General features: G+C 41.9%; 20 protein-coding genes, 2 tRNA genes and 2 rRNA genes. 19 read left to right on the forward strand and 5 right to left on the reverse strand.

Annotation, left to right across the window (positions count from 1 at the left end):
* Nucleotides 1–101 precede the first annotated feature (101 nt).
* From NSQ70_RS03035 to tsaD, 9 genes are all read left to right on the forward strand, one after another.
* Nucleotides 102–3,032 (forward strand): 23S ribosomal RNA (locus tag NSQ70_RS03035).
* A 61-nt stretch (nucleotides 3,033–3,093) separates the two neighbouring features.
* Nucleotides 3,094–3,209, forward strand: a 5S ribosomal RNA gene (gene rrf, locus NSQ70_RS03040).
* Nucleotides 3,210–3,226: 17 nt separating this feature from the next.
* Nucleotides 3,227–3,303 (forward strand) — tRNA-Met (locus NSQ70_RS03045).
* Nucleotides 3,304–3,352: 49 nt separating this feature from the next.
* A tRNA-Asp gene (locus NSQ70_RS03050) sits at nucleotides 3,353–3,429 on the forward strand.
* A 278-nt stretch (nucleotides 3,430–3,707) separates the two neighbouring features.
* Nucleotides 3,708–4,685, forward strand: coding sequence for a thiamine-phosphate kinase (gene thiL, locus NSQ70_RS03055; RefSeq protein ID WP_342502437.1), 978 nt, complete (start codon nucleotides 3,708–3,710; stop codon nucleotides 4,683–4,685).
* A gap of 12 nt (nucleotides 4,686–4,697) precedes the next feature.
* A complete protein-coding gene (tsaE, locus tag NSQ70_RS03060; RefSeq protein ID WP_007496038.1) occupies nucleotides 4,698–5,174 on the forward strand; it encodes a tRNA (adenosine(37)-N6)-threonylcarbamoyltransferase complex ATPase subunit type 1 TsaE in 477 nt (158 codons plus the stop codon).
* Nucleotides 5,155–5,844, forward strand: coding sequence for a tRNA (adenosine(37)-N6)-threonylcarbamoyltransferase complex dimerization subunit type 1 TsaB (gene tsaB, locus NSQ70_RS03065; protein ID WP_100325615.1), 690 nt, complete (start codon nucleotides 5,155–5,157; stop codon nucleotides 5,842–5,844). The genes tsaE and tsaB overlap by 20 nt, the downstream gene beginning before the upstream one ends.
* Before the next feature lie 25 nt (nucleotides 5,845–5,869).
* Nucleotides 5,870–6,298: a ribosomal protein S18-alanine N-acetyltransferase gene (gene rimI, locus NSQ70_RS03070; RefSeq protein ID WP_008344382.1), complete on the forward strand. Its 429-nt coding sequence runs from the start codon at nucleotides 5,870–5,872 to the stop codon at nucleotides 6,296–6,298.
* Nucleotides 6,291–7,319, forward strand: coding sequence for a tRNA (adenosine(37)-N6)-threonylcarbamoyltransferase complex transferase subunit TsaD (tsaD, locus tag NSQ70_RS03075; protein ID WP_017359857.1), 1,029 nt, complete (start codon nucleotides 6,291–6,293; stop codon nucleotides 7,317–7,319). The genes rimI and tsaD overlap by 8 nt, the downstream gene beginning before the upstream one ends.
* A gap of 467 nt (nucleotides 7,320–7,786) precedes the next feature.
* Here the strand turns inward: tsaD and NSQ70_RS03080 are convergent, their stop codons facing one another.
* Nucleotides 7,787–9,709: an ABC-F family ATP-binding cassette domain-containing protein gene (locus NSQ70_RS03080; protein WP_045034401.1), complete on the reverse strand. Its 1,923-nt coding sequence runs from the start codon at nucleotides 9,707–9,709 to the stop codon at nucleotides 7,787–7,789.
* 138 nt (nucleotides 9,710–9,847) lie between these two features.
* On the opposite strand from NSQ70_RS03080, the gene moaC reads away from it, so the two are divergent.
* Genes moaC through tatC form a run of 4 tightly spaced genes read left to right on the forward strand, consistent with a single transcriptional unit; the run spans nucleotide 9,848 to nucleotide 11,986 of the window.
* The gene (gene moaC, locus NSQ70_RS03085; protein ID WP_026050052.1) at nucleotides 9,848–10,339 is read left to right on the forward strand and encodes a cyclic pyranopterin monophosphate synthase MoaC; all 492 of its coding nucleotides are present in this window, start codon (nucleotides 9,848–9,850) and stop codon (nucleotides 10,337–10,339) included.
* Between the two features lie 15 nt (nucleotides 10,340–10,354).
* Nucleotides 10,355–11,008, forward strand: a complete 654-nt coding sequence (locus NSQ70_RS03090) for a redox-sensing transcriptional repressor Rex (protein ID WP_008355687.1) — start codon at nucleotides 10,355–10,357, stop codon at nucleotides 11,006–11,008.
* Nucleotides 11,009–11,035: 27 nt separating this feature from the next.
* Nucleotides 11,036–11,215 carry a twin-arginine translocase TatA/TatE family subunit gene (locus NSQ70_RS03095; protein WP_008344374.1) on the forward strand — a complete coding sequence of 60 codons (180 nt, stop codon included), beginning with the start codon at nucleotides 11,036–11,038 and terminating at the stop codon, nucleotides 11,213–11,215.
* A gap of 6 nt (nucleotides 11,216–11,221) precedes the next feature.
* Entirely contained in the window at nucleotides 11,222–11,986 is a 765-nt protein-coding gene (gene tatC, locus NSQ70_RS03100; protein WP_096881072.1) for a twin-arginine translocase subunit TatC, read from the forward strand.
* A gap of 39 nt (nucleotides 11,987–12,025) precedes the next feature.
* Here the strand turns inward: tatC and NSQ70_RS03105 are convergent, their stop codons facing one another.
* The 3 genes from NSQ70_RS03105 to NSQ70_RS03115 are packed head-to-tail and all read right to left on the reverse strand — an operon-like array spanning nucleotide 12,026 to nucleotide 13,635.
* Nucleotides 12,026–12,652 (reverse strand): NUDIX domain-containing protein, encoded by a 627-nt coding sequence (locus NSQ70_RS03105; protein WP_256689042.1) that lies wholly within the window; start codon nucleotides 12,650–12,652, stop codon nucleotides 12,026–12,028.
* Nucleotides 12,653–12,709: 57 nt separating this feature from the next.
* Nucleotides 12,710–12,904, reverse strand: coding sequence for a YdiK family protein (locus tag NSQ70_RS03110; RefSeq protein WP_017366710.1), 195 nt, complete (start codon nucleotides 12,902–12,904; stop codon nucleotides 12,710–12,712).
* Nucleotides 12,901–13,635: a CPBP family intramembrane glutamic endopeptidase gene (locus NSQ70_RS03115; protein ID WP_019743787.1), complete on the reverse strand. Its 735-nt coding sequence runs from the start codon at nucleotides 13,633–13,635 to the stop codon at nucleotides 12,901–12,903. Before NSQ70_RS03115 ends, NSQ70_RS03110 begins: the two co-directional genes overlap by 4 nt.
* 229 nt (nucleotides 13,636–13,864) lie before the next feature.
* On the opposite strand from NSQ70_RS03115, the gene groES reads away from it, so the two are divergent.
* From groES to NSQ70_RS03140, 5 genes are all read left to right on the forward strand, one after another.
* Nucleotides 13,865–14,149, forward strand: a complete 285-nt coding sequence (groES, locus tag NSQ70_RS03120; RefSeq protein ID WP_003214120.1) for a co-chaperone GroES — start codon at nucleotides 13,865–13,867, stop codon at nucleotides 14,147–14,149.
* Nucleotides 14,150–14,205: 56 nt separating this feature from the next.
* On the forward strand, nucleotides 14,206–15,840 hold the full coding sequence (gene groL, locus NSQ70_RS03125) for a chaperonin GroEL (protein WP_007496015.1): 1,635 nt from the start codon (nucleotides 14,206–14,208) through the stop codon (nucleotides 15,838–15,840).
* 326 nt (nucleotides 15,841–16,166) lie between these two features.
* Nucleotides 16,167–17,435 carry a dGTP triphosphohydrolase gene (dgt, locus tag NSQ70_RS03130; RefSeq protein WP_342502438.1) on the forward strand — a complete coding sequence of 423 codons (1,269 nt, stop codon included), beginning with the start codon at nucleotides 16,167–16,169 and terminating at the stop codon, nucleotides 17,433–17,435.
* A gap of 235 nt (nucleotides 17,436–17,670) precedes the next feature.
* On the forward strand, nucleotides 17,671–18,123 hold the full coding sequence (locus tag NSQ70_RS03135; protein ID WP_342502439.1) for a MarR family transcriptional regulator: 453 nt from the start codon (nucleotides 17,671–17,673) through the stop codon (nucleotides 18,121–18,123).
* 21 nt (nucleotides 18,124–18,144) lie between these two features.
* Complete coding sequence (locus tag NSQ70_RS03140) at nucleotides 18,145–18,756, forward strand: FMN-binding negative transcriptional regulator (protein ID WP_342502440.1); 612 nt, start codon at nucleotides 18,145–18,147, stop codon at nucleotides 18,754–18,756.
* A gap of 35 nt (nucleotides 18,757–18,791) precedes the next feature.
* Here the strand turns inward: NSQ70_RS03140 and NSQ70_RS03145 are convergent, their stop codons facing one another.
* Nucleotides 18,792–19,670 carry a D-alanyl-D-alanine carboxypeptidase family protein gene (locus tag NSQ70_RS03145; protein WP_342502441.1) on the reverse strand — a complete coding sequence of 293 codons (879 nt, stop codon included), beginning with the start codon at nucleotides 19,668–19,670 and terminating at the stop codon, nucleotides 18,792–18,794.
* A gap of 205 nt (nucleotides 19,671–19,875) precedes the next feature.
* Here NSQ70_RS03145 and NSQ70_RS03150 point away from each other — a divergent pair, with 205 nt between their 5' ends.
* The gene (locus NSQ70_RS03150; RefSeq protein WP_342502442.1) at nucleotides 19,876–20,301 is read left to right on the forward strand and encodes a hypothetical protein; all 426 of its coding nucleotides are present in this window, start codon (nucleotides 19,876–19,878) and stop codon (nucleotides 20,299–20,301) included.
* Nucleotides 20,302–20,305 lie beyond the last annotated feature (4 nt).

Here is a 20,305-nt window from a genome sequence, read left to right on the forward strand (position 1 = left end):
CAGGATTGTTCTTTGAAAACTAGATAACAATAAGTAATACATTCACATTGAATGCAATGCAAAGTTCATCACACATAGTGATTCTTTCTAAAGTAAGAAATGGTTAAGTTAGAAAGGGCGCACGGTGGATGCCTTGGCACTAGGAGCCGATGAAGGACGGGACGAACACCGATATGCTTCGGGGAGCTGTAAGCAAGCTTTGATCCGGAGATTTCCGAATGGGGAAACCCACTGCTCGTAATGGAGTAGTATCCATACTTGAATACATAGAGTATGAGAAGGCATACCCGGGGAACTGAAACATCTAAGTACCCGGAGGAAGAGAAAGCAAATGCGATTCCCTGAGTAGCGGCGAGCGAAACGGGAACAGCCCAAACCAAGAGGCTTGCCTCTTGGGGTTGTAGGACACTCTATACGGAGTTACAAAGGAACGATATAAGCGAAGAGGTCTGGAAAGGCCCGCCAAAGAAGGTAACAGCCCTGTAACTGAAATGTTGTTCTCTCCAGAGTGGATCCTGAGTACGGCGGAACACGTGAAATTCCGTCGGAATCCGGGAGGACCATCTCCCAAGGCTAAATACTCCCTAGTGACCGATAGTGAACCAGTACCGTGAGGGAAAGGTGAAAAGCACCCCGGAAGGGGAGTGAAATAGATCCTGAAACCGTGTGCCTACAAGTAGTCAGAGCCCGTTAACGGGTGATGGCGTGCCTTTTGTAGAATGAACCGGCGAGTTACGATCCCGTGCAAGGTTAAGCAGAAGATGCGGAGCCGCAGCGAAAGCGAGTCTGAATAGGGCGCATGAGTACGTGGTCGTAGACCCGAAACCAGGTGATCTACCCATGTCCAGGGTGAAGTTCAGGTAACACTGAATGGAGGCCCGAACCCACGCACGTTGAAAAGTGCGGGGATGAGGTGTGGGTAGGGGTGAAATGCCAATCGAACCTGGAGATAGCTGGTTCTCTCCGAAATAGCTTTAGGGCTAGCCTCAAGGTAAGAGTCTCGGAGGTAGAGCACTGATTGGACTAGGGGCCCCTACCGGGTTACCGAATTCAGTCAAACTCCGAATGCCGATGACTTATCCTTGGGAGTCAGACTGCGAGTGATAAGATCCGTAGTCGAAAGGGAAACAGCCCAGACCGCCAGCTAAGGTCCCAAAGTATACGTTAAGTGGAAAAGGATGTGGAGTTGCTTAGACAACCAGGATGTTGGCTTAGAAGCAGCCACCATTTAAAGAGTGCGTAATAGCTCACTGGTCGAGTGACTCTGCGCCGAAAATGTACCGGGGCTAAACGTATCACCGAAGCTGCGGACTGTTCTTACGAACAGTGGTAGGAGAGCGTTCTAAGTGCAGTGAAGTCAGACCGGAAGGACTGGTGGAGCGCTTAGAAGTGAGAATGCCGGTATGAGTAGCGAAAGACGGGTGAGAATCCCGTCCACCGAATGCCTAAGGTTTCCTGAGGAAGGCTCGTCCGCTCAGGGTTAGTCGGGACCTAAGCCGAGGCCGAAAGGCGTAGGCGATGGACAACAGGTTGATATTCCTGTACCACCTCCTCACCATTTGAGCAATGGGGGGACGCAGGAGGATAGGGTAAGCGCGGTATTGGATATCCGCGTCCAAGCAGTTAGGCTGGGAAATAGGCAAATCCGTTTCCCGTGAAGGCTGAGCTGTGATGGCGAGCGAAATTTAGTAGCGAAGTTCCTGATTCCACACTGCCAAGAAAAGCCTCTAGCGAGGTGAGAGGTGCCCGTACCGCAAACCGACACAGGTAGGCGAGGAGAGAATCCTAAGGTGATCGAGAGAACTCTCGTTAAGGAACTCGGCAAAATGACCCCGTAACTTCGGGAGAAGGGGTGCTTCTTAGGGTGTTAAAGCCCCGAGAAGCCGCAGTGAATAGGCCCAGGCGACTGTTTAGCAAAAACACAGGTCTCTGCGAAGCCGTAAGGCGAAGTATAGGGGCTGACGCCTGCCCGGTGCTGGAAGGTTAAGAGGAGCGCTTAGCGTAAGCGAAGGTGCGAATTGAAGCCCCAGTAAACGGCGGCCGTAACTATAACGGTCCTAAGGTAGCGAAATTCCTTGTCGGGTAAGTTCCGACCCGCACGAAAGGCGCAACGATCTGGGCACTGTCTCAACGAGAGACTCGGTGAAATTATAGTACCTGTGAAGATGCAGGTTACCCGCGACAGGACGGAAAGACCCCGTGGAGCTTTACTGCAGCCTGATATTGAATGTTGGTACAGCTTGTACAGGATAGGTAGGAGCCTTGGAAACCGGAGCGCTAGCTTCGGTGGAGGCATCGGTGGGATACTACCCTGGCTGTATTGACCTTCTAACCCGCTGCCCTTATCGGGCAGGGAGACAGTGTCAGGTGGGCAGTTTGACTGGGGCGGTCGCCTCCTAAAATGTAACGGAGGCGCCCAAAGGTTCCCTCAGAATGGTTGGAAATCATTCGCAGAGTGTAAAGGCACAAGGGAGCTTGACTGCGAGACCTACAAGTCGAGCAGGGACGAAAGTCGGGCTTAGTGATCCGGTGGTTCCGCATGGAAGGGCCATCGCTCAACGGATAAAAGCTACCCCGGGGATAACAGGCTTATCTCCCCCAAGAGTCCACATCGACGGGGAGGTTTGGCACCTCGATGTCGGCTCATCGCATCCTGGGGCTGTAGTCGGTCCCAAGGGTTGGGCTGTTCGCCCATTAAAGCGGTACGCGAGCTGGGTTCAGAACGTCGTGAGACAGTTCGGTCCCTATCCGTCGCGGGCGCAGGAAATTTGAGAGGAGCTGTCCTTAGTACGAGAGGACCGGGATGGACGCACCGCTGGTGTACCAGTTGTTCTGCCAAGGGCATCGCTGGGTAGCTATGTGCGGACGGGATAAGTGCTGAAAGCATCTAAGCATGAAGCCCCCCTCAAGATGAGATTTCCCATTCCGCAAGGAAGTAAGATCCCTGAAAGATGATCAGGTTGATAGGTCTGAGGTGGAAGCGTGGTGACACGTGGAGCTGACAGATACTAATAGATCGAGGACTTAACCTATATTCTAATGTGAAAAATGAACATTGTTATCTAGTTTTGAGAGAACATTCTCTCCATCAGGTTTGGTGGCGATAGCGAAGAGGTCACACCCGTTCCCATACCGAACACGGAAGTTAAGCTCTTCAGCGCCGATGGTAGTTGGGGGTTTCCCCCTGTGAGAGTAGGACGCCGCCAAGCTTTTCATTTTATATCGTCGCGGGGTGGAGCAGTTCGGTAGCTCGTCGGGCTCATAACCCGAAGGTCGCAGGTTCAAATCCTGCCCCCGCAACCAAATTATTTTACCTATTAAATAGGGAGTACTCATTGAGTACAGCCAAAATGGTCCGGTAGTTCAGTTGGTTAGAATGCCTGCCTGTCACGCAGGAGGTCGCGGGTTCGAGTCCCGTCCGGACCGCCATTTTTATGACTTGTAAACGAAAACGTATAGTTTCGTTTTTTTTTATGTCTTTTTCTTTCAATAAGTATCCTAGATGCAATGAAACTCCTTGTGTTTGGCTACACTAAATGTGATAAGAAAAGATCATGACTTCAACAAACATCGCCTGGTTTTTTTATACCAGGCTTTCTTTATATCGTTTTTAGTTGGAACCGAGGCTCATATTCGCTACACTAATACTAACTGTGTCTGACATCATGTTTGCTCAATCAGTTGATTGTATGAAGGGGCTGTCTTTTATGGATGAATTTGATCTTATTCGCCGAATTACACCAAAAGAAACGCATCAGCGTTCTTTGGTCATGGGCATCGGTGATGATGCTAGTGTTTATCAACCTCATTCACATTGTGAAGAGGTCGTTTGTGTTGATACAATGGTAGAGCATGTCCATTTTCGATTTGATTTTTCCACACCCTTTGAGGTTGGATTTAAAGCGCTGGCAGTGAATATCAGTGATATCGCAGCCATGGGAGGAACCCCTAAGTATTATCTTGTATCAATTGCAATCCCGCCTCATGGGGATGAAGCAATTGTCGCAGCTTTTTACGAGGGAATGAAAGCATTGGCTGACAGATATCATATGGATTTAATCGGTGGAGATACAGTAGCCACCCGCAGTGACTTTGTCATCACAGTAACGGTCATTGGTGAGATTCCAAAGGGAACAGCCTGTTACCGTCATAGTGCTCAGACAGGAGACGTTGTCTTTGTCACAGGTGAATTAGGTTCATCAGCTGCTGGGCTATCCCTTTTAATGAATGAAGTAAATGCTGAACATTCGATTGACACTGCTTTTTTTCTAGAGCGACACAAAATGCCGCAGCCGCATATTGCTGCTGGCCTTATTTGCTCAAGCTTCCCCCGGGTGACCTTGAATGATGTGAGTGACGGATTAGCGAGTGAGTTAAACGAAATAGCGGAAGCCAGTCGTGTAACGCTGGAAATTGAGGCTGATCAGCTCCCAAAACATCCACATCTACCGTTGTTACATAAAGAATGGCTTGAATGGGTCTTGTTCGGTGGAGAGGATTTTGTCTTAACTGGTACGATCCCTGAAACGGATTGGAAGCGATTTGAGATGCAATGTAAAAAAGATCACATTCAGGTCACGCGTATTGGACAAGTCAAAGATGATCGAGCGTCCAGCGTTATTTTAAAAGACCATGATCAACAAACAATTTTAATGAAAAAAGGATATAATCATTTTAAGAAATGAGGTGACTCCACCATGAAGTTAACGTGGACAACAAAAGGTGCGGATGAGACGAAACGTATTGCTGCTGCCTTGGCTACACTTGTGATGCCCGGCGATGTCTTAACATTAGAAGGAGACTTAGGCGCAGGTAAAACGACTTTTTCAAAAGGTTTTGCAGAAGGCTTAGGTATTACCCGTATCGTCAACAGCCCTACTTTTACAATTATTAAAGAATATACGGATGGCAGACTGCCACTTTATCATATGGATGTGTATCGTATGGAAGATGCGGAAGAAGATATTGGACTGGGCGAATATTTTGAGGGGGAAGGTGTATGTTTGGTTGAATGGGCACATCTCATTGAACCTCAATTGCCTTCATCGTATTTAAAAATTGAAATGCTGAGAACAGAACGTGAAGAAGAACGTCATCTCACGTTTTATGCAAAAGGGGAGCGCTATGAGGCCCTTTGTAAGGAGATGAAAGACATTGACCATACTGGCAATTGATACGTCAAACCATACACTCGGAATAGCTCTTGTCCGTGATGACACTGTGGTTGGGGAAAGTATTACGTACTTAAAGAAGAATCATTCAGTACGTGCAATGCCGACAGTTGAAGCATTGATGAAAGAATGCGGCGTAGCACCGAACGAATTAAGCAAAATTGTTGTAGCCAAAGGACCCGGTTCTTACACTGGCGTTAGAATCGGTGTGACCATTGCAAAAACACTTGCTTGGACGCTGTCTATCCCGATAACTGCTGTTTCAAGTTTAGAAACGCTGGCGGCAAATGCTCGATATTTTGGTGGAATGATTTCTCCTATATTTGATGCAAGAAGAGGACAAGTTTATACAGGGCTATATACATTTGAAGGTGGAAAGATAAAAGAAGCGAAACCAGATCAAAATATCCTGCTCACTGATTGGCTTCAAGAGCTGAAAAAGGAAGGGAACTCTGTTTTATTTCTTGGACATGATGTGCATCTTCATCAAGAGAATGTTCTCTCCATACTTGGAGAAACTGCTGTGATCGCAGACGAGGCATTTCATAACCCAAGACCTTCAGTGCTCGCATTTTTAGGGGCAGACCGCCCTGCTGAAGATGTCCATCAGCTTGTTCCTAATTATATTCGTTTGGCAGAAGCGGAAGTGAAATGGCTTGAAGGACAAAAATAATCTCAACACAGTAGAGATGCGAAGAATGACAGTAGAGGACATCCCAGAGGTATATACGATTGAAGTGCATTCGTTTACAGCGCCTTGGAAAAAAGAGTCGTTTGTCTATGAAATTCTCCATAACCAATACAGCCATTATTTCCTCATTGAAGAAGATGGTCAGCCTGTTGGGTATTGTGGCGTTTGGATTGTCATGGATGATGCACAAATTACGAATATTGCGATTCTCCCTGAGCACCGGGGAAAAGGATACGGGGAAGCGCTGCTTCGATATGTCATGGAATTTTGCAAAGAAAAAAAGACAGATCATCTTTCACTAGAAGTGCGGGTATCAAATACGCCAGCACAATCCCTTTATGAAAAGCTAGGTTTTAAACCAGCTTCTATTCGAAAGAATTATTATACGGATAACGGGGAAGATGCATTAGTCATGTGGGTGAAGATAAATGAGTGAAAAAAAAGATCGATTCATATTAGGTATAGAAACAAGCTGTGACGAAACAGCTGCGTCCATTGTGAAAAATGGGAAAGAGATCGTAGCGAATGTTGTCGCCTCACAAATAGAAAGTCATAAACGATTTGGCGGCGTGGTACCAGAAATCGCTTCAAGGCATCATGTGGAACAAATGACGATCGTATTAGAAGAAGTCATGACGCAGGCCAATATGACCTTTCAGGATTTAGACGCCATTGCTGTGACAGAAGGTCCGGGCTTAGTTGGTGCACTTTTGATAGGTGTCAATGCAGCCAAAGCATTGAGTTTTGCACATCAAATTCCGCTTGTTGGTGTTCATCATATTGCTGGACACATTTATGCGAACCAGCTCGTTGGTGAACTGGTATTTCCTTGTTTAGCTCTAGTCGTCTCTGGTGGGCATACTGAGCTTGTTTTGATGAAAGAGCATGGGTCTTTTGAGGTCATTGGTGAAACGTTGGATGATGCGGCTGGAGAAGCGTATGACAAAGTAGCTCGGACAATGGGTCTGCCATATCCAGGGGGACCTCACATTGATCGATTGGCACATGAAGGGGAGCCAACGATTAAGCTTCCTCGAGCATGGCTTGAAGAAGGGTCTTATCATTTTAGCTTCAGCGGTTTAAAATCAGCGGTTATCAACACGTTACACAATGCGTCTCAAAAGGGCGAAACCATTGCGCCAGAGGATTTGGCTGCAAGTTTCCAAGAAAGCGTGATTGAGGTGTTAGTCGGAAAGACATTAAAAGCGGCTGAAGCGTATGGTGTGAAACAAGTTGTTCTAGCTGGCGGGGTTGCTGCCAATAAAGGTCTTAGAGAAGCTCTCACTTCAGCATTTGCAAAGCTACCTGAAGTGAATGTCATGATTCCGCCATTGTCTCTTTGTACAGACAATGCAGCCATGATTGCTGCTGCGGGAACCATTGCATTTGAAAAGGGAATAAGAGGCGACATGGCAATGAACGGTCAACCTGGACTGCCGCTTGTCTCCTATGAATAAGAACTCCTGTGGATACAGGAGTTTCAGCGTGTAGACAAACCCTCGCATTCTTTGTCAGTCCTGCGTGCTGGTGCTCACGAATATGAAATTCGCTCCGCGCCAGTACTCGTCCTTCCTAGACTGCAAAGGTTTTCTAGCACGCTGAAAAGAAGACAAAGGGCTAAAATCAAGTTCATTTTAGCCCTTTGTCAAAAATTTGGAACTCCTGTGGATATACAGGAGTTTTTTCTATTGAAATGAAAGCGATTTATTCACATGTAAACGTTATATATCCACAATTGTTAGAAAATTCGTTTTAAAATGAAGAGAATGTGTATAAATGTGATCTTTTGTGTGGATATGTGATTAAAATACTGTGGATAAAGTGGATAACTTTAAAATATTTAAGAATAATCAAGATGTTATTGTGGGTATCATTGTGGATAAAGATTCTCACCTTAAAAAAAGAGCACCCGTTAGGGCACTCTTTATGCATCTGATAGATCTTCCCATTCCGCAAAAAGTGATTCCATCTCTTGATTGAGCGCATCATTTTCTGTTTGAATGGCTTGTACTTTCTCGTGATCTTGGAAAATAGCAGGATCACATAGAAGCTCTTCGTTTTCACCGAGCTTGTCTTCGATGACAGCGATACGCTCTTCAATTTCTTCAATTCGGCGCTGCTTTTGTCTTTCTTTCTTTTTGAGTTCTTTCTCTTCTGCATAGGAAAGTTTTGCTGTTTCTACTGGTTTTTCTGCTTGTTTTTTATGCGTCTCCTGAGTTTGGAGTGCTTCAAGCTCTAATTGTTCGTTTTTCTTTTCAAGATAATAGTCGTAGTCACCAAGGTATTCTTTTGTTTCATTTGGTGACAACTCGAGAACTTTTGTTGCCAAGCGATTGATAAAGTAACGGTCATGTGAAACAAACAAGATGGTGCCTGGATAATCTATTAGTGCATTCTCTAATATTTCCTTACTGTCCAAATCAAGATGGTTCGTCGGCTCATCGAGAATGAGGAAATTGGCTTTTTGGAGCATCAGCTTTGCCAGTGCAAGTCGTGCTTTTTCTCCACCACTTAAAGCATGTACAGGCTTTAAGACGTCATCACCTGAAAAAAGGAAGTTTCCTAAACAAGTCCGAATATCTTTTTCAGTCATATGGGGATAATCATCCCAAAGTTCATTTAACACTTTTTTGGAGGATGTCAGCTTGGCTTGTTCCTGATCATAGTAGCCAATCGTCACATGAGAACCAAAGCTGATCTCGCCTTTTACTGGTTTTAACGTATCCGTTAAGGTTTTTAAAAGAGTTGATTTCCCGATACCGTTAGGACCGATGAGTGCCACGCTATCCTCCCGTTTAATATGAAAAGAGAGGGAGGAGAGGAGCGGCGTTTTTTTATCGTAACTAATATCGAGATCATGCACCTTCAGCACGTCATTTCCGCTTTGTCTCATAATATCGAAATGGAAGTTTGCGGATTTTTCATCTCCTAGCGGCTTATCTAAACGATCCATTCGTTCCAGCTGTTTCCGCCTACTTTGAGCACGCTTTGTGGTGGAGGCTCTTGCTAAGTTGCGATCCACGAAATCTTGAAGCTTCGAAATTTCTTCTTGTTGTTTTTCATACAGCTTCATATCACGCTCTAGCTGCTCAGCTTTTTGGTCAAGATACTTACTATAGTTCCCTGCGAACTTTTTCATCGCTGTTCTTGACACTTCATATACATGGTTCACGACTTTGTCTAAGAAGTATCGGTCATGGGAAACGATGAGGATGGCTCCTGTATAATTTTGCAAATACTGCTCAAGCCATGATAAGGTATCAATATCTAGATGGTTGGTTGGCTCATCCAAAATCAAGAGTTCTGGTTTCATCAATAATAGCTTTCCAAGCGCTAGACGGGTTTTCTGACCGCCGCTTAAGGATTGGACGGTTGTATGGTCTTCAAAATGACTAAAGCCGAGTCCGTGTAAAATGGAGCGGACATCTGCTTCATATTGATAGCCGCCTTGATCTTTAAAAGCTTGCTGCAGTCTGTCATAGGTTTTCATTAGAGAATCTAATTCTGTTCCTGTGGAAGAAGCCATTTTCTCTTCTATGGTTCTCATCTCTTGTTCCATTTCTTTTAAATGATCGAAAACGGATAGTAGTTCGTCTTTTAGCGTACGTGTAGACGTCACATCTGTATGCTGTGCTAGATATCCAATGGATAGGTCTTTCGGTTTGATGATCTCACCTTGTTCGTAAGACATTTGACCGGCAATGATTTTTAAAAGCGTGGATTTTCCTGCACCGTTACGACCGACAATGGCAATACGATCCCTCGCTTTGACTTCCAATTTTATATTCGTTAAAACGGTATCAGCGCCAAACGATTTGGACAGCTGATTCACTTGTAGAATCATCATGTAACTTCACCTCTGCTATAATATGTTAAGTGTAGCTTATCAGCAGTAAACCGGCAAATCTTACATACGGCTGCCATGGTCAAATGAAAGACAGATAGGAAAAAATAGTGTATGATTTGAGTGAGGGAGCGTTGAAAGATGAGTCAATTTAGCCACTTTAACGAACAAGGAAGAGCAAAGATGGTCGACATTAGTGACAAATCGTCTACAGTGAGAACTGCCGTTGCTGTTTCAAGCGTTCGTATGATAAAAGAAGTATTTCATCAAATACAAAAGCATGACATTGGAAAAGGGGATGTACTATCTGTCGCACAGGTAGCTGGCATCATGGCAGCAAAGCAAACGTCCAGCATCATTCCAATGTGTCATCCGCTTGCATTAAAAGGTGTCGATATCTCCTTTGATTGGGAGGAAGACGGAAATGCGTACATTCTGAACATACAAGTACAGGTGAAAACAAAAGGAAGTACGGGTGTGGAGATGGAAGCGCTCACTTCTGCCTCAGTATGTGCACTGACCGTTTATGACATGTGCAAAGCAATAGACAAAGGGATGATCATCGGCCCGACCTATCTAGTAGAAAAAACAGGCGGGAAAAACGGTGATTTTCACAGAGCATCTGATATTTAAGTTGGAGGATCTTATATGAATATAGACCAGTCAAAAATTCCACAAGCGACAGCCAAACGTTTGCCGCTTTACTACCGTTTTTTAAAAAATCTGCATGCATCAGGAAAACAAAGGGTGTCATCGGCAGAGCTTAGTGATGCAGTCAAAGTGGATTCTGCCACCATTCGCCGAGATTTTTCTTACTTTGGTGCACTTGGGAAGAAAGGGTATGGCTATAATGTCGATTACCTCTTGACCTTCTTTAGAAAGACCCTTGACCAAGATGAAATGACGAATGTCATGCTCATCGGTGTCGGGAATTTAGGGACTGCTTTTTTACACTATAATTTCATTAAAAATAATAATACAAAAATTTCAATGGCTTTTGACGTCAATGAGAGTAAAATAGGAAGTGAGATAGGCGGCGTGCCTGTCTATGATTTGGATAAGCTTGAAGAGCATGTGCAAGAGGTAGGAGATATTCCTGTTGCGATTTTGACAGTGCCTGCCGTAGCAGCTCAATCCATTACAGATCGTTTGATTGCCCTTGGCATCAAAGGAATCCTTAACTTTACGCCGGCTCGATTGAATGTGCCGGAACACATTCGAATTCATCATATAGATTTGGCGGTTGAACTTCAGTCTCTTGTGTATTTCTTAAAGCATTACTCTGTTACACAGGAGGACTGACGAAAAGGGGTAAAGGGGGTGGAGCAAATGGGTCCGATCGGTCCTGGAAGTTTGGTTCTGATTGCGGTTGTTGCGCTCATTATTTTTGGGCCGAAAAAGCTTCCTGAATTAGGAAGAGCAGCAGGAGATACATTACGTGAATTCAAAAATGCCACAAAAGGTTTAGCTGATGATCAGGAAGAAAAAAAGAAAAAAGAAGATCAGTAGAATAGGATGAGCTTCATGAATGTCAAAGATATGCCGCTTATGGAGCATATTGTGGAACTGCGAAAACGTTTAGTGATCATTGCGATGTTTTTTGTCACCTTTATGGTGGCAGGTTTTTTTCTCGCTAAGCCGGTCATTGTGTATTTACAAAATACCGATGAAGCGGCCACACTGACATTGAACGCGTTTAAGCTCACAGATCCACTGTACGTGTTTATGCAGTTCGCTTTTGTCATTGCTCTTGTTTTGACGTGTCCCGTGATCTTATATCAGCTTTGGGCGTTTGTGAGTCCTGGCTTATATGAAAAAGAAAGAAAGGTGACACTTGCTTATATTCCGATTGCACTGCTTTTATTTCTGAGCGGTGTGGCTTTCTCTTATTTTATTTTGTTTCCATTTGTCGTCGATTTTATGATACGGATGTCAAATGATTTACATGTGGAGCAAGTGATTGGGATTCATGAGTATTTTACATTTCTGATGCAGTTAACACTTCCATTTGGCTTTTTGTTTCAGATGCCTGTCGTGTTGATGTTTCTCACTAGACTTGGTATCATTACACCGATGTTTTTATCAAAAATACGGAAGTATGCCTATTTTGTCCTCCTTGTCATTGCCGCACTTATTACACCGCCAGAGCTCGTTTCTCACCTCATGGTTACCTTGCCAATGCTCGTTTTGTATGAAGTGAGTATTGTCATTTCAAGAGTGACCTATCGCAAAATGCAGCAAACAGAGACAGAGGAGAAAGAAAATGATGTTGTCTCATAAAAAAGCATCGTGATCCAAATAGGGGTCACGATGCTTTTTCTATTGTGAAAGAAATTGATTGATTGCTTGAAAGAGATGCTCATAATAGGCAGGTTCATGCGGGACAAAATCATGTACATGGACCTCTCTCTTTTCCTCACGTCGCTTGCCGTCTGCATCCACTTCAAAGCCCTCGATGTTCATTTTTTCGCATTCTCTATTTAAAAGCTGCTGTGCATCGATCAACCTTGCTCTATAAAGTCCAGCAACTTCTTCTTTCTGTAGATGGACATCCATGTGCTCTTTTTGATCCATATAAAGATACACATGGCAAAACTCACGATCGGTAAACGATGGCATATGGATTTCATCTTTAATGACACCAGCAAAGGTAAGGTTCTCAAACGAGATGGAAAGACCAAGCTCTTCTTCGACTTCTCTGATGCCATCAGAAGGCTGTTCATCTGCGAGAAGGTGGCCTGCTACTGTGATATCAAGTAGAGAAGGGAAATCCTTTTTGGAGGGACTCCTCAGCTGAAAATAGAGAAACACTGTGTCATCTTCCTTTTTTAAAAGCCAGAAATGAAAGGTTTCATGCCAAAGGCCCTCAGCATGGATATCAGATCGAGCGGCTGTACCAATCGTTTCATGCTGATTGTTCATGATGTTCAGTTTTTCGTGTTCCATGAAAACATGACCTCCATAAAAAAACCATTTTCCAAACGGCGGAAAATGGTTTTTGCTTTATTTTTGCTGCTGTTTTTTCATTTTGACAGAAAAAGCAAACATTTTTAACGCGATATTGATATTATAGGCCGCAAACACCATCAGCAAAATGCTGTAAAATGACCACATGTCACCTGGATTTTGAATGGCCATATAGGTGAACGCCACACCTACGGCAAAATAAATAATGCCCCATACGACAGGGTTTCTCATGAGAAAAAGCCTCCAATAATCATTTGCATTGTTTGAGATTGTTCTTCAATCATTTTTCTTACTGGCTCAATCTGCACAAGAATGACGAGCGAGTTCATCAGCATGTGTGCGCCGATTGGAACAATGATTCGTTTTGTTTTCGCATATAAAAAGGCAAATGTAAAGCCCATTGCGGTATAGAGCAAGATATGTGGGAAATCATTGTGTACAGCAGCAAAAACAACTGAACTGACAAGTGCGCCAATGAAAAAATTCGTTTTTTCATAAACCACACCAAAAATGATTTTTCGAAAAATGATTTCTTCTAATATCGGTCCAATCAGAGCGATGACGATTACAAGCCATGGAACTGCATCCATAATGGCTAAAATGTTTTGAGTATTTTCGGATTCTCGGCTAATGCCAAATGCATATTGTTCAATCGCCCCCGCAATGGATTGTGCAAAGAGGGAAAGAAAGAAACCGCCAATGATCCAAGCGATTGCCACGCCGACTGATGCCGGTGCTTCATTTCGAAGTGATGTTTTTGGCACAGTCCGAAGGATGAGCAGAATAATGATTAGTCCAATACAGAAGCTGATGATTGTCCATGTTCCTGACAATTTGGAGAGCTCTGCTTGTGTCATCGGTGTCTGAATGTAACCTAACCACTTCATGATGAACACATACGGAAACGCAGAAAATTGCACCAATATATACGTTAAGATGATGTACCAATATTGTTTTTTCAAGTAACGAAAACCCCTTTACTAAAAGAACTAGATTTATTGTAACACAAGTCTTCTTTTTCGTTGAAAAGGAAAGAATCGGTGATAAAAAAAGATCATGAAAGCGTAAAAATTTTTAAAGGTTTTTACTTGAAATTACAGAAGACATTCTTTATTATAATAAATGTGTTAGCACTCGTTGATGATGAGTGCTAAAAAAGACTACATATAAAAATTGAGGAGGTTGTTTCTTATGTTAAAGCCATTAGGCGATCGCGTAATCATTGAACTCGTTGAATCTGAGGAAAAAACCGCTAGCGGTATTGTCTTACCGGATTCTGCAAAAGAAAAACCGCAAGAAGGTAAAATTGTTGCAGCAGGTTCAGGTCGTGTACTTGAAAGTGGTGAGCGCGTTGCGTTAGAAGTAAACACAGGCGACCGCATTATCTTCTCAAAATATGCAGGTACTGAAGTGAAATATGAAGGAAAAGAATATTTAATCCTTCGTGAAAGCGACATTTTAGCTGTTATTGGTTAATCACATAAACAAAGATTGAGATAAATTTCTAAAAAGACTGAGGAGGTTTCGTTATTATGGCAAAAGATATTAAGTTCAGTGAAGAAGCACGTCGTGCGATGTTACGTGGTGTAGATGCACTTGCAGATGCTGTAAAAGTAACTTTAGGACCTAAAGGACGTAACGTGGTTCTTGAGAAAAAATTCGGTTCTCCACTTATCACAAATGATGGTGTAACGATTGCAAAAGAAATCGAATTAGAAGATGCATTTGAAAACATGGGTGCAAAACTTGTGGCAGAAGTTGCAAGCAAAACAAACGATGTAGCTGGTGACGGTACAACGACTGCAACAGTTCTAGCTCAAGCAATGATCCGTGAAGGTCTTAAAAACGTAACAGCTGGTGCAAACCCTGTTGGCGTTCGTAAAGGAATCGAAGAAGCAGTGAAAGTAGCACTTGAAGGCTTGCACGAGATTTCTAAACCAATCGAAGGTAAAGAATCAATTGCTCAAGTTGCGTCTATTTCTGCAGCAGATGAAGAAGTCGGCAGCCTAATTGCTGAAGCGATGGAGCGTGTAGGAAACGACGGCGTCATCACAATTGAAGAATCTAAAGGTTTCACAACTGAGCTTGAAGTGGTTGAAGGAATGCAGTTTGACCGTGGATACGCTTCACCATACATGGTCACTGATTCTGATAAGATGGAAGCGGTTCTTGAAAATCCTTACATCTTAATCACTGATAAAAAGATCACAAACATTCAAGAAATCCTTCCTGTACTTGAGCAAGTCGTACAACAAGGAAAACCATTATTGATCATTGCTGAAGATGTAGAAGGCGAAGCACTTGCAACACTTGTTGTGAACAAACTTCGTGGAACATTCAACGCAGTGGCAGTAAAAGCACCTGGATTCGGTGATCGTCGTAAAGCAATGCTTGAAGACATCTCTGTTCTAACTGGCGGAGAATTAATCACAGAAGACCTAGGACTTGACCTGAAATCAACTGAAATTGGTCAGCTTGGCCGTGCGTCTAAAGTGGTTGTTACAAAAGAAAACACAACGATCGTAGAAGGATCAGGAGATTCTGCTCAAATCGCAGCACGCGTGAACCAAATTCGTGCGCAAGTAGAAGAAACAACTTCTGAATTCGATAAAGAAAAATTACAAGAACGTCTTGCAAAACTAGCTGGCGGCGTTGCTGTCATCAAAGTTGGTGCTGCAACTGAAACAGAACTAAAAGAACGTAAACTACGCATTGAGGATGCACTGAACTCAACTCGTGCAGCAGTTGAAGAAGGTATCGTATCCGGTGGTGGTACAGCACTTGTGAATGTATACAACAAAGTCGCTTCCATCGAAGCTGATGGTGACGTTCAAACAGGTGTGAACATCGTTCTACGTTCTCTTGAAGAGCCAATTCGTCAAATCGCTCACAACGCAGGTCTTGAAGGATCAGTCATCGTTGAGCGCTTGAAAAACGAAGAAATTGGCGTAGGCTTCAACGCAGCAACAAACGAATGGGTAAACATGATCGAAAAAGGAATCGTTGACCCTACAAAAGTCACTCGCTCTGCACTTCAAAACGCAGCTTCTGTAGCAGCTATGCTTCTTACAACTGAAGCAGTCGTAGCTGACAAACCAGAAGAAGGCGGCTCAGGCGGCGGAATGCCGGATATGGGCGGCATGGGCGGAATGGGTGGAATGATGTAAGAAATCTCTAAGACCTTGATCAGTAGCAAGGTTAGAGCATTTATTCAAACCCACAGTCATTTCTAAATTTCATAAGCTTCATTAAAAGCAATAAGAAGAGGTCTCTTAAAAAATTTATTAAATGAGAGGCCTCTTTTTTGTATCTAAAAAATATTTGAAATTTCGAAAAATATTTTTTGGTTTTTATATTGTTATAATATGTAATTAGTGGTACTGTAAAAAATATGTATGTATTCTTAAAGGATAATACCAATTATTATCATTTTTCTGAGTTCAAATATCTATAAGACAAAATCTGCACTTATGTTTTTATTAGGAGTGATTACTTGGAAAACAATCAATTAAAAAATTACTTTGAAAATTACTATGTACCTTTGAAAGAAACAGCTAATGAAAGGTTTTCAATCGAACATAGTGAGAATGGTAGGTCTAGAAATGAGTACCAACGTGATTATGCACGAATATTATATTCATCATCTTTCAGACGTTTACAAGGAAAAATGCAACTATTGGATGTTCAGGAAGGAAAATTCTTCAGAAATCGTTTAACACATAGTCTTGAAGTTGCCCAAATAGCAAGATCAATTGCAGAATTATTAAAAAATAAGATTCCAACTTTAGATGTTTACGGAGAAGACATTTATGTTGTAGAAAGTGGTGCTCTTGCCCATGATATAGGAAATCCACCATTTGGACATCATGGTGAGAAGGTTTTAAACAAACTTATGAAAGAGCATGGAGGTTTCGAAGGGAATGCACAAACAATTCGTATCTTAACAAAATTAGAAAAAAAGCATCCTAACTTAAAAGGGCTAAATTTAACCGGAAGAAGTCTTTTGAGTACTGTTAAATACTTTAGGCCCTATGATCATGATCACCAAGAAAGTAAATTTTTGTATAATGAAGACTATGATTTCTTCAATGCAAAGCTCAATGATCTAGAAATATACCCTCGAACAATTGATGTACAGATTGTAGATTTAGCAGATGAGATTGCATATTGTGCTCATGATTTAGAGGATGCTTTAAGTTCAAATTATTTCAATATCGAAGAACTTTTATTCGAGATTAAATTACATTGCAAGGATAATTTTAATATTTTAAGCGATTGGGTTAAGAGTGCAAAATGTTATGCTTATAAATCTACTATGTACAATTCTTCAGAAGAATTCGCATTTGTTTTTCGCAAAGAACTGACTTCTATCATAGTAGATAAACTGGCACGTGATATTGATTTAGTCCAGTTAAGCGAAGATTATAAAGTTAAAACAGGAACAAAAAACAATGAAGAGCTTGGGTTTGTTAAGTACCAATCTTTAGTGAAATCATTAAAGAAAAAAACCTTTACTTCAGTTAATCGTACTAATAAAGTTCAAATGTATGAGAGATTGGGTGAGAAAGTAATTAAAGGTTTAATGGAAGCTCTCACAGATAAAGATTTTAATAAAGATCTACTTCTTTTGCCTGTAGAATTTAGAGATACTAATTGTATTCATAGAAGTGTTTCAGATTATATTTCGGGTATGATGGATAAATTTTCGATTAATTTATATACTGAAATTTACGGTGAGTCAAGTTTGTCTAATTTATTGTAATATGTTGTGATCTAACTTGAATATATGAGTTTTAAAATATATAATTCTTTATTAATTTGTCGGGTTCAATTATATTATCCTGTTGTCTGTATTGTTTGGATCGAAGAGGCGTGATGATTAAGAGGCTGAAACCCACTTCCAGAGAGGAAGTGGGCTTTTTATTGCATATACAATATTCATGAGCTAGACTAATTTTTAAAATTTATGTAAATACAATAAAAAAGAGGCGTGATAAATGAGAGAAATTTTGCGGGAGATCGGCGTGATTGCTCGGGCACTTGATTCAATTAGTAATATTGAATTTAAAGAGTACGATTTAACGAAGGGGCAGTATTTGTATCTTGTGCGTATTTGTGAGGAGCCTGGCATCATTCAGGAAAAACTAGCAGAGATGATCAAGGTAGATCGAACAACGGCTGCCCGAGCTATTCAAAAATTAGAGCTGCATGGTTTTATTGAGAAAAAAGATGACTCAGTGAACAAAAAAATCAAGAAGCTGTTTCCAACTGAGAAAGGGAAAGCCGTCTATCCAATGATCAAACGAGAACATGATCATTCAAATCGGGTAGCGCTGGATGGGTTTTCTGAAGAGGAAGCGGAACAGATTTATGAGTATCTTCTAAGGGTGCGAAAGAATATCGAAAAAGATTGGGAAGATGTGAAAAAAGGGATAAAAAGAAGCTATTAATTAAATAAGGGGGAAGGGAATATGCATATACCATCATTTTTTCAAGTGAAAGATATGGAGAAAATCAAATCATTTATTCAATCACATTCATTTGCTACAGTTGTGACGACAACGAATGAAAAGCCCATTGCGACCCATATTCCAGTGAGTTTTCATCAAATTGGCGATTCGTATGTGGTCTCAGGGCATATGGCGATTGGGAATCCTCAGTGGAAAACGTTTGAAGAAAATGAGAAGGTGCTCGTCATTTTTCAAGGGCCGCATGCTTACATATCCTCTTCATGGTATGAGAAAGAAGCCGTACCGACGTGGAATTATCAAGCTGTACATGTATATGGAAAGGCTTCACTGCTCGAAAAATCAGAACTGGTCAAGGAATTAACAGCGATGCTGGAGACATATGAAAGTCATAGAGATCAGCCAGTGTTATGGGATACGTTATCTGAGGAACTGTTAGAGAAACAAATGAAAGGGATTTTGGGCTTCAAAATCGTCATTAATGAAGTTCAAGCTGCTTTTAAGTTAAGCCAAAATCGCCATGAAAGAGATTATGCTCGCATTATTGAACAGCTGGAAGCAGAGGGTGAAGTGGAAATGGCGGCTGCGATGAAAAAGAGAGAAGAGAATATATGAAAAGAGCACTCTGAAGAAAAAGAGTGCTTTTGTTGTTATCCTTTTATGTTCAAATATTCTTCAAGGGTTTTACCGCTCTTTTTCACTTTTTTCGCATTTTTTGATCCGAGGTATCTGAGGTGCCATGGTTCATATTGATAGCCTGTTACTTTTTCTTTACCTTTCGGATAGCGGATGATAAAGCCAAATTCATGGGCGTGTTTACCCAGCCATTTCGCTTCTTTCGTATTGGCAAAAGAATCTTCAGCCCAATGTTTTGAATTGGCACCGCCGATATCAAAAGCAAGGCCGGTTTGATGTTCGGAATAGCCTGGTCTTGCGCTAAATCGATCTGCTTGTTTTTTGCCATGAGAGGCGACGTAATTGTTGTACAAGACACGCTGACGGTCGTATGAACGGAAGGTGCTAAAAGCGGTGAGTCGGATGTTTGCTTTTTTGGCTTTTGCTGTCATAGCGTTTACAGCTTTTCTCGCTTGTTTGTTTTCTCCGGGATTGTATGAAGATGGGAGTCTATGTTTCTTATTCACAACCAATATCCCTTTTACATACGTACCTGGCGTTTTAGTGGAAGGAGCAGCATATGAAGCTGGCGAGCTTTTGCCTGCTTTTTTGATATATTGAGAACTGACGTAACCCGTCTTTCCTTTATACTTTGTTTGAATCCATGAACCATTCTTTTCAAGATAAGGAATCCTTTTCCCTTTTGGAATGGTCAATATCACTGAATATTTTGTTCCAGGTCCCTTGCGAAGATGAACATTCGCTGTTGTCACGTATTTCGGTGTAGCTGCTTTTGCGACTGGTGTCGCATGAGTCATGTGTAAAAAGGGCAGCTGGACAGGAAAGATTCCAAGCCCAAGTACGAGAACCACACTGACAATAATTCCTTTGATCCACGGGTGTTTCATCTTCATTTCTCTCATCCCTTTCAATCTACTAACATACATATATTGAGATAGATTGAAATAAAGTGCAATGGTTTTTTTATGCCAATTGAGATTGAATCATATCATTAGGTTCTCTTTTTTGTTTAAAATTACATAAAAAATCCACTATTTCCATAAAAAATCAGCTGAATTCCTTATAATAAAAGTATCTGAGAACGGGGAGTGAGTCGAGATGGACCAAAACGTGCTGCAAATGGATCAAGATAGATCAGAGAATGAATTCGCGGTTCTTAATATATCTTCTAAAGAGATTGGTGCTCTATCAAAGGGAGCAGCGGAGCAGATTTTACAAACGGGAGATACGGACCGTATTCATCAGCTGATGTACGTTCCGATTGAAAAGCAAGAAGATTTGAATTGGCTGATCCAATGTGTTGGGGAGGCGCTAAAGAATGAAGTTGGTGATGACGTTGCACTAGAAGTAGCTGATTTGCTCTATTTCTTTGTCATTCCGTATTATGGGAAGTATATGTTGAAAGATCGTCATTTGTATGAGTATATCGATCATTTGCTGGTACGATTAGCATCTAGAGCTCACTCGGATATTGACACGCTGATTGATATCATAAGAGAAGATTTAAATGAAAATATACAATAAAAGA

The organism is Bacillus sp. FSL R5-0397, from assembly GCF_038593395.1.
Classification (GTDB): Bacteria; Bacillota; Bacilli; order Bacillales; family Bacillaceae; genus Bacillus; species Bacillus altitudinis.

Coding starts and splice junctions, on each gene's coding strand:
- tsaE (WP_007496038.1), top strand. CDS start 4,698: ATGAAGTTAACGTGGACAACAAAAGGTGCGGATGAGACGAAACGTATT.
- NSQ70_RS03145 (WP_342502441.1), bottom strand. CDS start 19,670: ATGAAGATGAAACACCCGTGGATCAAAGGAATTATTGTCAGTGTGGTT.
- thiL (WP_342502437.1), top strand. CDS start 3,708: ATGGATGAATTTGATCTTATTCGCCGAATTACACCAAAAGAAACGCAT.
- rimI (WP_008344382.1), top strand. CDS start 5,870: ATGACAGTAGAGGACATCCCAGAGGTATATACGATTGAAGTGCATTCG.
- groL (WP_007496015.1), top strand. CDS start 14,206: ATGGCAAAAGATATTAAGTTCAGTGAAGAAGCACGTCGTGCGATGTTA.
- NSQ70_RS03110 (WP_017366710.1), bottom strand. CDS start 12,904: ATGAGAAACCCTGTCGTATGGGGCATTATTTATTTTGCCGTAGGTGTG.
- moaC (WP_026050052.1), top strand. CDS start 9,848: ATGAGTCAATTTAGCCACTTTAACGAACAAGGAAGAGCAAAGATGGTC.
- NSQ70_RS03135 (WP_342502439.1), top strand. CDS start 17,671: ATGAGAGAAATTTTGCGGGAGATCGGCGTGATTGCTCGGGCACTTGAT.
- NSQ70_RS03095 (WP_008344374.1), top strand. CDS start 11,036: ATGGGTCCGATCGGTCCTGGAAGTTTGGTTCTGATTGCGGTTGTTGCG.
- NSQ70_RS03150 (WP_342502442.1), top strand. CDS start 19,876: ATGGACCAAAACGTGCTGCAAATGGATCAAGATAGATCAGAGAATGAA.
- groES (WP_003214120.1), top strand. CDS start 13,865: ATGTTAAAGCCATTAGGCGATCGCGTAATCATTGAACTCGTTGAATCT.
- NSQ70_RS03080 (WP_045034401.1), bottom strand. CDS start 9,709: ATGATGATTCTACAAGTGAATCAGCTGTCCAAATCGTTTGGCGCTGAT.
- NSQ70_RS03140 (WP_342502440.1), top strand. CDS start 18,145: ATGCATATACCATCATTTTTTCAAGTGAAAGATATGGAGAAAATCAAA.
- tatC (WP_096881072.1), top strand. CDS start 11,222: ATGAGCTTCATGAATGTCAAAGATATGCCGCTTATGGAGCATATTGTG.
- NSQ70_RS03105 (WP_256689042.1), bottom strand. CDS start 12,652: ATGGAACACGAAAAACTGAACATCATGAACAATCAGCATGAAACGATT.
- NSQ70_RS03090 (WP_008355687.1), top strand. CDS start 10,355: ATGAATATAGACCAGTCAAAAATTCCACAAGCGACAGCCAAACGTTTG.
- tsaD (WP_017359857.1), top strand. CDS start 6,291: ATGAGTGAAAAAAAAGATCGATTCATATTAGGTATAGAAACAAGCTGT.